Raw genomic sequence first — 11,011 nt, forward strand, 5'->3', positions numbered from 1 at the left:
TCAAGCAGCTCAGCGCGCACCGTGGTACTGGATGGGCCACCTGAAGCTCGTGATCCTACTTCCGGTGGACGCTCTCGATCGGCCCGCAGGTATCGTCAGCCGCCGTGAACAGCCCCGTCGTCCCGCTCGCGGTGGTCGGGCCGACGGCCACCGGGAAGACCGCGCTGGCCGTGGACCTGGCCCGCGAGCTCGGCGGCGAAGTCGTCAACGCCGACGCGATGCAGCTCTACCGGGGCATGGACATCGGCACCGCCAAGGCCACCGAGGCCGAGCGCCGCGGCGTCCCCCACCACCTGCTCGACGTCCTGGCCGTGACCGAGACGGCGTCCGTCGCGGCCTACCAGCGGCACGCGCGGGCCGAGATCGAGCGGCTGCTGGCGGCCGGGACGGTCCCGGTGCTGGCCGGCGGGTCCGGTCTCTACGTCCAGGCCGTGCTCGACGACCTGCGGTTCCCCGGCACCGACCCGGCCGTCCGGGCCCGGCTCGACGCGGAGGCGGAAGAACTCGGCACCCCCGCGTTGTACACCCGGCTGGGTGAGCGCGATCCGGTCGCCGCGGCCAAGATCCTGCCGACCAACACCCGCCGGATCGTGCGCGCCCTGGAGGTCATCGAGATCACCGGCGAGCCGTTCTCGGCGAACCTGCCGGCGCCGGGGCCCGCCCGCTACGGCACGGTCGTGCTCGGCGTCGATCGCGCGCCCGAGGAGCTCGACGAGCGGGTGAACGAGCGCGTGGTGCGGATGTTCGAGGCCGGGCTGGTCGACGAGGTCCGCGAGCTCGAAAAGCGGGGCCTGCGCGAGGGGAAGACGGCGTCGCGGGCGCTCGGCTACCAGCAGGTGCTCGCCGCACTGGACGGCGACGGCGACTTCGAGGCGGCCGCCGCGGCCACGGCGCAGGCCACCCGGCGCTTCGTCCGCAAGCAACGTTCCTGGTTCCGGCGCGACCAGCGGATCCACTGGTTCGACGGCGCCGATCCGGGGCTGGCCGCGCGCGTCCTGGATACCCTGGGCCGGTAATCTGGCCCCATGGGCGGAATCGAGTTCCTCAAGGGGCACGGCACGCAGAACGACTTCGTGCTGCTCCCCGATCCGGCGGGCCGCCTCGAGCTGACCGAAGCCAGGGTCGCCGCGTTGTGCGACCGCCGGCGAGGTCTCGGGGCGGACGGCGTGCTGCGCGTCGTGCGCGCCGCGGCGGTCGGCGAACCGTCCGCGGGCGAGTGGTTCATGGACTACCGCAACGCCGACGGCTCGATCGCGGAGATGTGCGGCAACGGCGTGCGCGTGTTCGCCCGCTACCTGGTCGACGCCGGCCTGGCGGCCGAAGGCGAGTTCGTCGTCGGCACCCGCGCGGGTGATCGCCCGGTCGTGGTGCACCCGGACCGCTCGGTGACCGTCCGGATGGGACCGGCGACGATCACCGGCACGTCGGTCACGGTGGTGGCCGGCCGCCCGTTCTCCGGCGTCGCGGTCGACGTCGGCAACCCGCACCTGGTCTCGCTGCTCGACGACGACGTGGCCGGCCTCGACCTGCGCGACCAGCCGGATTTCGACCACGACGTGTTCCCCAACGGCGTGAACCTCGAATTCATCAACTACCTCGGCGAGGGCGCGCTGCGGATGCGCGTGCACGAGCGCGGCGTGGGGGAGACGCGCGCGTGCGGCACCGGCACGGTCGCCGCGGTGGCGGCCGCCTTCCACCTGGCGGGCACGGACACCGGAGCCTCCACAGTGGACGTCCCGGGCGGCCGTGTCGCGGTCACGGTGTCCCGCGGCGCCTCGACGCTGTCGGGCCCGGCGGAGATCGTGGCCCGCGGCGAGATCGACGAAGCCTGGTGGGCCGCCGCCGGTTCGTGACGCCCTAACCGGCCAGGATTTCGCCGAGGACGCGACGTCCTTCCGCGGCCTCCTCGCCGTCCCGGGTACAGGCGACGAGCGTCTTCCACAGCGCCCAGCCGCGGCCGCGCGTCCAGGTGGCGTCGTCGACCGACAGGAGTTCGCGGAACACCCGCCTGCCGTCGGCCGTCAGCAGGGTCCAGGCGATCGCCAGGTCGCACGCCGGGTCGCCGACCCCGCAGGTGCCGAAGTCGATGACGGCCGCCAGTTCGCCGTCGCGCAGCAGGAGGTTGCCCGGGGCCAGGTCGCCGTGGAACCAGCGGTCCACGCCGTCCCAGGGCGCCGCCAGCGCCGCCTCCCAAAGCGCCCCGGCGTCGCCGGCGCCGTCCAGCTTCGCCAGCGCGCGCCGGGCCTGCCCGTCGTAGGTGCGCAGGGTGGCGCCCCGGAACCAGTTGTGCTTCCCCGGCTGCGGGCCGTCCGCCGCGTCGACGCCCTGCACCGCCGCCACGAACCCGGCCAGGTCCCGCGCGAAGCGGACGGGGTCGGCCACCCCGTCCGCCGTCGCGGGTTCGCCGTCGAGCCACCGGTACACCGACCAGGCGAACGGGTAGCCCTCCCCGGGACGCCCCGCCGCCAGCGGGACCGGGACCGGCAGCGGCAGCCGGGGCGCGAGCGCCGGCAGCCACCGCTGCTCCTTCTCGACGGCCAGCGCGTACTCGGCGGCGCTGGGCAGCCGCACCACCATCGTGTCGCCGAGGTGGAACGTGAAGTTGTCCCACCCGCTCGTCCGCACCGGCCGGACCGGGAGCCCGGCCCACCGCGGGAACTGGCCATCGATCAGCCGCCGCACCTGATCGGTGCCGACCCTGACCCGCCGCGGCAGCGGGCCGAGGTCCCGGGGCGCGTCAGACACTGGCTTCGACCGCGAAGTCGCCTTCGCGCGTGGTGATGCCGGCGACGGCACCCGCGACCCGGATGTCCGACTGGACGTCCGCGAACCGCGCCAGCAGCTCGGCCGGGCCGGTCACGGTCAGCGTCTCGACGGCCGCCCGCATCGACACCTTCGCGTCCGTCTTCGCCCGGCGCACCGCGGCGATCACCTGGCTCGCCAGCGCCAGCAGCTCCGGGTCGCCGTCGGACGGCGTCGCGGCCGGCCAGGCGGCCCGGTGCACCGAACCCCCCTGCCACCACGACCAGACCTCCTCGGTCGCGAACGGCAGGAACGGCGCGAACAGCCGCAGCACCGCCGACAACGCCGTCACCAGCGCGACCTGCGCGGACTCCGCTCCAGAAGGACCGCTGTCGCCGTACGCGCGGCCCTTCACCAGCTCGACGTAGTCGTCGCAGAACGTCCAGAAGAACGTCTCGGTCACCTGCAGCGCCCGCGCGTAGTCCAGCGCCTCCAAGGCCGCGGTCGCCTGCTCGACGACGACGGCCAGCGACGCCAGCAGCGCCCGGTCCAGCGGCTCGGTGACCACCGCGGACGGCGAAGGCACACCGAGGCCGAGGACGAACCGGCTCGCGTTGAGCAGCTTCGTCGCCAGCCGCCGCCCGACCTTCATCTGGCCTTCGTCCACGGCCGTGTCGACGCCGGGCCGCGCACTCGCCGCCCAGTAGCGGACCGCGTCCGAGCCGAAGCGCTCCAGCAGGTCCACCGGCGTCGTCACGTTGCCCTTGGACTTCGACATCTTCTTGCGGTCCGGGTCGAGCACCCAGCCCGCGATCGAGGCCGCCCGCCACGGCAGCACGCCGTGCTCCAGCTCCGCGCGCACCGCCGTCGAGAACAGCCAGGTGCGGATGATCTCGTGCGCCTGCGGCCGCAGGTCCATCGGGAACACGCGCTCGAACAGGTCGTCGTCGAGGCTCCACCGCCCGACGATCTGCGGCGTCAGCGACGACGTCGCCCAGGTGTCCATCACGTCGGGGTCGGCGGCGAACCCGCCCGGGACACCGCGCTGCTCCTCGGTGAACCCCGGCGGCACGTCGCTGCTCGGGTCCACCGGCAGCGTGTCCGGCAGCAGGCGTGCGTCGTAGTCGGGCTCGCCGTGGTCGTCGAGCCGGTACCACAGCGGGATCGGCACGCCGAAGAACCGCTGCCGGCTGATCAGCCAGTCCCCGGCCAGGTTCTCCACCCACGACGAGTACCGGACGCGCATGTGCTTCGGCACCCAGGTCAGTTCTTCGCCGCGGGCGAGCATCTTCTCCCGGAAGGCCGCGTCGTTCCCGCCGTTGCGCAGGTACCACTGCCGGCTGGCGACGATCTCCAGGGGCTTGTCGCCCTTCTCGTAGAACTTCACCGAGTGCGTGATCGGCCGCGGTTCCCCGTGCAGGGCTCCGGCTTCGCTCAGCAGGCGGACCAGGATCTCGCGTCCCGTGTGGACGGTCTTGCCCACCAGCGGCGCGTACACCTCCGCGGGCACCCCGGACGGCGCGTCCGGCAGGAACCGGCCGTCGCGGCCCAGCACCACCCGCGTCGCCAGCCGCAGCTCCCGCCACCAGGTGACGTCGGTGGTGTCGCCGAAGGTGCACACCATCGCGATCCCGCGGCCCTTTTCCGGATCCGCGAGGTGGTGCGCCACGACGGGCACCTCGACGCCGAACACCGGCGTCCGCACGGACTTCCCGAACAGCGGCTTGAAGCGCTCGTCGTCCGGGTGCGCGACCAGGGCGACGCAGGCGGGCAGCAGCTCGGGCCGGGTCGTCGCGATCACCACGTCTTCGCCGTCCGGGCCGGTGAACGCGAGGTCGTGGAACGCACCCGGGCGTTCGCGGTCCTCCAGTTCGGCCTGGGCGACGGCGGTGCGGAAGCTGACGTCCCACAGCGTCGGCGCTTCGGCCTGGTAGGCCTCGCCGCGGTCGAGGTTGCGCAGGAACGCGCGCTGCGAGATCAGCCGCGAGTCGTGCCCGATCGTCTGATAGGTCATCGTCCAGTCGACCGACAGCCCGAGCTGCCGCCACAGCTGCTCGAAGACCTGCTCGTCGGTCTCGGTCAGCGCCTCGCACAGCTCGACGAAGTTGCGCCGCGAAATCGAGACCACGTCCTTGCCCGGCTTCTCCGGGGCGCGGAAGCCCGGGTCGTAGGGCAGCGACGGGTCACAGCGCACGCCGAAGTGGTTCTGCACCCGGCGTTCGGTCGGCAGGCCGTTGTCGTCCCACCCCATCGGGTAGAAGACCTCGAGCCCGCGCATCCGCTTGAACCGCGCGAGGACGTCGGTGTGGGTGTAGGAGAAGACGTGCCCGATGTGCAGCGACCCGCTGACCGTCGGCGGGGGAGTGTCGATCGAGTAGATCTCGTCCCGGGTCTTGGTGCGGTCGAAGCGGTAGGCGCCGGTGGACTCCCATACGGGTACCCACTTGGCCTCCAGACCGTCGACACCGACCTTGTCCGGGACTCGTGGGCGTTCGTACGGGGTACTCATGAAGCAACTCTAGGGTGCGGCGGAACCGGTTTTCGCCTCGGTCGGCAGGTCGCGCATGTGCCGCAAGGGTGAGCAGACCACCCACAGCACCGACGCGGCCTCGCCGGCCACGGCCACCCACAGCGCGCCGCGCAACCCGAGCCCTTCGCCGAGCGCGCCGCCCAGCAGGCCGCCGAGCGGGATCGTGCCCCAGACGACGAACCGCACGCTCGCGTTCATCCGGCCGAGCAGCCGGTCGGGGCAGATCACCTGCCGGTAGGAGACCGAGGCCACGTTGTAGACGATGATCCCGAACCAGCCGAGCGCCGACCCGAACCCGGCGAGGACGAGCCGCCAGCCCGGCGCGGCCAGCGGGAGCAGCAGGTGGCCGGGGAGGGTGCACAGGGGAACCAGCCAGATCGACCGCGCCTGGCCGATCCGGCGGGTGAGCGCGCCCGAGCAGACCGCGCCGAGGATCCCGCCGGCACCGCCGACCGCCAGCAGCACGCCGACCGCGGCCGGGGCCAGCCCGACGGTCCGGGTCAGGAACAGCACGTACACGGCGGTGAACGCGCCGCCGAAGAAGTTCGCCGTCGCGGTCGTACCCACCGTCGCCCGCAGCGGCTTGTCGGAGAACACGAACCGCAGTCCTTCGGTGATCTGCGGGAGCAGCCGGGCGTGGCCGTCGCGCTCCGGCGCCGGTTCGACCGCGCGGATGCGCAGCAGGAACAGGGCCGACGTCAGGTAGCCGAGGCTGGTGACCAGCACGGTGTTCGCCGCGTTGAGGACCTGGACCAGCACGCCGGCCGCGCCCGGTCCGGCGATCTGCGCGGTCGACTGGACGGCCTGCAGCTTCGCGTTGCCCTCCAGCAGGTGCTCCCGCCCCACGAGCGACGGCAGGTAGGACTGGTACGCGACGTCGAAGAACACCGTCGCGATGCCCACGAACAGCATCACCACCACGAGCTGGACGAGCGTCAGCACTCCGGCCCACCACGCGAGCGGCACGGTGAGCAGCAGCGCGAAGCGGGTGAAGTCGGCGGTGAGCATGACCCGGCGGCGGCTCAGCCGGTCCACCCACACCCCGGCGGGCAGCCCGATCAGCAGGAACGCGAGCGTTTCGGCCGCGGTCAGCAGCCCCATCTCGAACGGCGTCGCGGCCAGCGTCACGGCCGCGAGCAGCGGAATCGCGGTGTACCCGACGGCGGTGCCGAACTGGCTGGCCGTGTCGCCGGCCCAGAGCCGCCGGAAGTCCGCGTGGCGGAAGAGTGACCCCCTGTGCATGGCTCCCGAGTCTGGCCCGAGTGATTGGAAAGTGTCAATCACTGTTCGCTCTAAGCTGTGCGCGTGTCCCCTGAGCAACGACGTGCCGCCACCGAAGCCGAGGCCGCCGCGCTGGCCTCCGGAATACGGCTGCGCATCATCCGGTTGACCTTTTCGGAGGCGCTGACGAACAAGGAGCTGGCCGAAAGGCTGGGCCGGGACCCCGCGACGACCCTGCACCACGTGCGCAAACTCGTCGACACCGGCTTCCTCGCCGCGCAGCCCCCGCGCCGCGGGACCCGGGGCGCCCGGGAAATTCCGTATCTTTCGACGGGGCTTTCGTGGACACTCGACTCATGCGGTGACAAGGGCTTGGACCAGGCGATGCTCGAGGCTTATCTGGCCGAGATCGCCAAAACCGGTTTCGAGGGCGTGCACCAGACGCGCCTCGTCGTCCAGGTGGCCCCCGAGGAGCGGGCAGAGCTGGAAACGCGGCTCAACGCCCTGCTCGAGGAGTTCCGCGCGCGCCCGCGGCGCCCCGGCGCCGAGCGCACCGCGATCTACCTCGCCACCTATCCCAGCACGTAAAAGTTCGGTTCCCGCGGCGAATCGTGGGAACATGGAGGCACGATGACAGAACTGACACACACCGAAGACCACGACGACGACCTGTACGACCCGTCGACCGGCGAGATGGAGCTCGAAGACCGCGCGTCGCTGCGCCGGGTCGCGGGGCTGTCCACGGAGCTGGACGACGTCACCGAGGTCGAATACCGGCAACTGCGGCTCGAACGCGTCGTGCTGGTCGGCGTGTGGACCGAAGGCACGGCCCTGCAGTCCGAGGCGTCGCTGGCCGAGCTCGCGCGCCTGGCCGAGACGGCGGGCTCGGAGGTCCTCGAAGGCCTCATCCAGCGGCGGACCAAGCCGGACCCGGCCACCTACATCGGCTCGGGCAAGGTGCGGGAGCTGCGGGACATCGTCGGCTCCACCGGCGCCGACACCGTGATCTGCGACGGCGAGCTTTCGCCGGGCCAGCTGCGGCAGCTCGAGGAGAAGGTCAAGGTCAAGGTGATCGACCGGACCGCCCTGATCCTCGACATCTTCGCCCAGCACGCCCGGTCCAAGGAAGGCAAGGCGCAGGTCGAGCTGGCCCAGCTGCAGTACCTGATCCCGCGACTGCGCGGGTGGGGTGCGTCGCTGTCCCGGCAGGCCGGTGGCCGCGCCGGTGGCGCGAACGGCGGCGTCGGCCTGCGCGGTCCCGGTGAGACCAAGCTCGAGACCGACCGGCGGCGGATCAACAAGCGCGTGGCGAAGCTGCGCCGGGAGATCGCGGCCATGGACACCATCCGCGAGACCAAGCGCGGGCGGCGGCTGGCCAACGAGGTGCCCAGCGTGGCGATCGTCGGTTACACCAACGCCGGCAAGTCGAGCCTGCTCAACGCCCTGACCGGGGCCGGGGTGCTGGTGGAGGACGCGCTGTTCGCCACCCTCGACCCGACCACCCGGCGCGCGCAGACGCCGGACGGCCGCGGCTACACGCTGACCGACACCGTCGGGTTCGTGCGGCACCTGCCGCACCAGCTGGTGGACGCGTTCCGCTCGACGCTGGAGGAGGCCGCGGACGCGGACCTGCTCGTGCACGTGGTGGACGGGTCCGACCCGGCACCCGAGGAGCAGGTCAGCGCGGTGCGCGAGGTGCTCGGCGAGATCACGCGCAAGCGCAAGGAGCCGCTCCCGCCGGAGCTGCTGGTGATCAACAAGACCGACGCGTCCGACGAGGTCAGCCTGGCCCGTCTGCGGCACGCGCTGGCCGGGTCGGTCCAGGTCTCGGCCCGGACCGGGGCGGGCATCCCGGAGCTCGTCGAGGTGATCGCCGACCGCCTGCCGCGGCCGGAGGTCACGGTCGAGGTCCTCGTGCCGTACTCGCGCGGCGAGCTGGTCGCGCGGGCGCACGCGGACGGCGAGGTCCTCGAAGAGGAGCACGCCGAGGAGGGCACGCGCCTGCTGGTGCGGGTCCGCCCGGACCTCGCGGCGGCTTTGCGCGAGTACGAGACCAACTCGACCAGGGCCTGACACGTCTCCGTAGTGTGCGACCACTCCGGTCGCACACTACGGAGGTGGCTGGGTGCGCTGGGCTGTCGTTCTGGTCTTCACGATCGTGCTGGGCGGGGCGGCCCCCGCTTGGGCGGCTCCGGCGCCGGAGCCGTTGTGCACGATGAAGGACTCCCGGATCGGCGAGCTGTCCGGCCTGGTCTCCGACGGCTCCAAGCTGTACGCGATCAACGACGGCGGCAGCAAGGTCCAGGTGTTCGTACTGGGCCGGGACTGCAAGGTGCAGAAGGTCCTCACGGACAAGACCGACCCGTTCGACGTCGAGGACCTGGCCCGCACGCCGGACGGGACGCTGTGGCTGTCCGACACCGGCGACAACAAGAAGGGCCGGCTGACGGTCGCCCTGCTGGAGATGAACCCGCAGGGCAAGGTGACCCTGCACCGGCTCACTTACCCGGACGGCCAGCACGACACCGAAGCGCTGATCATGGACAAGGCGGGCACGCCGTACCTGATCACCAAGGACATCCTCGGCGAGGCCCGGGTCTACCGGCCGTCGGGGCCGCTGGCGAGCCCGGGCCCGACCACGCTGGAGAAGGTCGGAACGGTGAAGATCGCCACCACGGACACCCAGGGCGGCCCGGTCGGTTCGATCGGCTCGGTCCTGGTGACGGGCGGAGCCTCGATGGCCGACGGCAGCGCGGTGGCCTTGAGGACGTACACGGACGCGTACGTGTACGCGGCCCCGGACGGCGACGTCCTGGCGGCCCTGCAGCGCAACCCGGTGCGAATCCCGTTGCCGGGGGAGAAGCAGGGCGAGTCGATCGCGTTCGACCCGGACGGCACGCTGATTTCGGGAAGTGAAGGAGTGGGCCAGCCGCTGCGCACGGTGAAGGGCGCGGCGGCGTTGGCTGCTTCGGCAGCGCCGGCGTCGGACGGAACCCCGGCATCGAGCACGGCCGGCGGCGGATCTTCGGACGGCGGCGGAGTGCCGATCCTCCCGGCGGCGGGGATCGCGGTGGCGGTGGCGGGCTTGGGCTGGTTCGGGTTCAGCAGGCTGCGTCGCCGCCGAGGCTGAGCGGCGGGCGAGCCCCTCCGCGCGGTGCGGGGCGCGGCGGCACTGGCCGCGCAGTCCGTCGCACCGGCGGAGGGAACGACCTTGACCGGCACGAGCGCGTCGTCCGGCTCGGCGGAGGACGGGGCCGGGCTCCCCGTCCTGCCTGCCGCCGGGATCACGGTCGCCATGGTCGGTCTCGGCTGGTTCGGCTCCCCACGGCCGAAGATCATCCGATCCGGTGAATCTCCCGGGCCGTGCGAAAGCCCGGAAGCCAATCCCTAGAGGCGGCGGAGCACCGCCACCACCTTGCCGAGCACCGTGGCGTCGTCGCCGGGGATCGGCTCGTACGCCTCGTTGTGCGGCATCAGCCAGATGTGGCCGCCCTTGCGCTTGAACGTCTTGACCGTGGCCTCGCCGTCGATCATCGCCGCGACGATCTCGCCGTTGTCCGCGTCCGGCTGCTGGCGGACCACGACCCAGTCGCCGTCGGTGATGGCCGCGTCGACCATCGAGTCACCGGTGACCTTCAGCAGGAACAGCTCGCCCTCGCCGACGATCTCCCGCGGCAGCGGGAACACGTCCTCGATGGCCTGCTCGGCCAGCACCGGGCCACCGGCGGCGATCCGGCCGACCAGCGGCACGTACGCCGCCTTCGGCATGACCGGCTGCTGGTCCATCTCGATGCCCATGGGGTTGTCGTCGGTCGCCGCGAGCACACCGACCGCGCGCGGGCGGTTCGCGTCCCGGCGCAGGTAGCCCTTGCGCTGCAGCGCGCGCAGCTGGTGCGAGACCGACGACGTCGACGTCAGCCCGACCGCCTCGCCGATCTCGCGGACGCTCGGCGGGTAGCCGAACCGGCTCACCCACGTGCGGATCACGTCGAGCACCTGCTGCTGGCGGACGGTGAGGGTCTCGTCCACGTCGTACACCTCGGGCATGGCGTGCACCTTGCCCGAGCCGCCGGGGGACCCGCTGGTCCTGCCCGCCTTGTTCTCCTTCGCCACTGCGTCGCCTCCCAGACGTTCGCTGCACGTATCTGCGCGCCGGCCGCCGCCCGCGGGGTTGCGGGCAGGCTCGCCGGCGGCATCTGCCCGGCAGATGCCCTGGTCACCGACGTTAGCCCCCGGGCACGACGATTTCAAACATCTGTTCGATCGACACGCCGTGTCCGCTCGATTTTGTCGGTGGCAGGTGGTAGACCTTCGCACGGGCGTTCGATAGAACGCCTGTTCGACCTTGATCCACGGGCCGCTCCCGGCCCCGGAAACGGGCGGACACCAGGGTTTCGAGGAGGTTCGGATGTCCATTCTGGCCGAACGCGGACACGTTCGCCCGGCGACCCCGGTCCCGGCGCCCCTCCGTCCCGTGCGCGTCCTGCGCGGGCGCCGCGGCGAGGTGCACCGCCCGCC

At 72.2% G+C, this 11,011-nt stretch carries 10 protein-coding genes; 5 read left to right on the forward strand and 5 right to left on the reverse strand.

What is annotated here, in order from left to right; all coding sequences use genetic code 11:
- Positions 1–104: 104 nt before the first annotated feature.
- Positions 105–1,016: a tRNA (adenosine(37)-N6)-dimethylallyltransferase MiaA gene (miaA, locus tag ACWEVN_RS12815; protein ID WP_449686241.1), complete on the forward strand. Its 912-nt coding sequence runs from the start codon at positions 105–107 to the stop codon at positions 1,014–1,016.
- A gap of 9 nt (positions 1,017–1,025) precedes the next feature.
- Positions 1,026–1,853: a diaminopimelate epimerase gene (dapF, locus tag ACWEVN_RS12820; RefSeq protein ID WP_452051331.1), complete on the forward strand. Its 828-nt coding sequence runs from the start codon at positions 1,026–1,028 to the stop codon at positions 1,851–1,853.
- A gap of 4 nt (positions 1,854–1,857) precedes the next feature.
- Here dapF and ACWEVN_RS12825 read toward each other — a convergent pair whose 3' ends face one another.
- From ACWEVN_RS12825 to ACWEVN_RS12835, 3 genes are read right to left on the reverse strand one after another with little or no spacing between them, the layout of a single operon-like run.
- Entirely contained in the window at positions 1,858–2,745 is an 888-nt protein-coding gene (locus ACWEVN_RS12825) for an aminoglycoside phosphotransferase family protein (protein WP_452051332.1), read from the reverse strand.
- Complete coding sequence (gene valS, locus ACWEVN_RS12830) at positions 2,738–5,251, reverse strand: valine--tRNA ligase (protein ID WP_452051333.1); 2,514 nt, start codon at positions 5,249–5,251, stop codon at positions 2,738–2,740. Before valS ends, ACWEVN_RS12825 begins: the two co-directional genes overlap by 8 nt.
- Positions 5,252–5,260: 9 nt before the next feature.
- A complete protein-coding gene (locus ACWEVN_RS12835; protein ID WP_449686237.1) occupies positions 5,261–6,514 on the reverse strand; it encodes an MFS transporter in 1,254 nt (417 codons plus the stop codon).
- Positions 6,515–6,577: 63 nt separating this feature from the next.
- Between ACWEVN_RS12835 and ACWEVN_RS12840 the strand changes: the two genes are divergently transcribed.
- From ACWEVN_RS12840 to ACWEVN_RS12850, 3 genes are read left to right on the forward strand one after another with little or no spacing between them, the layout of a single operon-like run.
- Entirely contained in the window at positions 6,578–7,081 is a 504-nt protein-coding gene (locus ACWEVN_RS12840) for an ArsR/SmtB family transcription factor (protein WP_449686236.1), read from the forward strand.
- 42 nt (positions 7,082–7,123) lie between these two features.
- Positions 7,124–8,566 carry a GTPase HflX gene (gene hflX / locus ACWEVN_RS12845; protein ID WP_310976394.1) on the forward strand — a complete coding sequence of 481 codons (1,443 nt, stop codon included), beginning with the start codon at positions 7,124–7,126 and terminating at the stop codon, positions 8,564–8,566.
- A 52-nt stretch (positions 8,567–8,618) separates the two neighbouring features.
- Entirely contained in the window at positions 8,619–9,623 is a 1,005-nt protein-coding gene (locus tag ACWEVN_RS12850; RefSeq protein WP_449686235.1) for an esterase-like activity of phytase family protein, read from the forward strand.
- A gap of 257 nt (positions 9,624–9,880) precedes the next feature.
- Here ACWEVN_RS12850 and lexA read toward each other — a convergent pair whose 3' ends face one another.
- Together lexA and ACWEVN_RS12860 are read right to left on the reverse strand one after the other, a co-directional pair.
- Complete coding sequence (gene lexA, locus ACWEVN_RS12855) at positions 9,881–10,540, reverse strand: transcriptional repressor LexA (protein ID WP_167384977.1); 660 nt, start codon at positions 10,538–10,540, stop codon at positions 9,881–9,883.
- A gap of 178 nt (positions 10,541–10,718) precedes the next feature.
- Positions 10,719–11,011: hypothetical protein (locus ACWEVN_RS12860; RefSeq protein ID WP_452051334.1), on the reverse strand; the 293-nt coding region annotated here is incomplete at its 5' end.

This window comes from Amycolatopsis sp. NPDC003861 (genome assembly GCF_053605405.1).

Excerpts from the sequence above, each read along its gene's own strand:
- dapF (WP_452051331.1), top strand. The coding sequence starts at position 1,026 with ATGGGCGGAATCGAGTTCCTCAAGGGGCACGGCACGCAGAACGACTTC.
- valS (WP_452051333.1), bottom strand. The coding sequence starts at position 5,251 with ATGAGTACCCCGTACGAACGCCCACGAGTCCCGGACAAGGTCGGTGTC.
- ACWEVN_RS12835 (WP_449686237.1), bottom strand. The coding sequence starts at position 6,514 with ATGCACAGGGGGTCACTCTTCCGCCACGCGGACTTCCGGCGGCTCTGG.
- hflX (WP_310976394.1), top strand. The coding sequence starts at position 7,124 with ATGACAGAACTGACACACACCGAAGACCACGACGACGACCTGTACGAC.
- lexA (WP_167384977.1), bottom strand. The coding sequence starts at position 10,540 with ATGCCCGAGGTGTACGACGTGGACGAGACCCTCACCGTCCGCCAGCAG.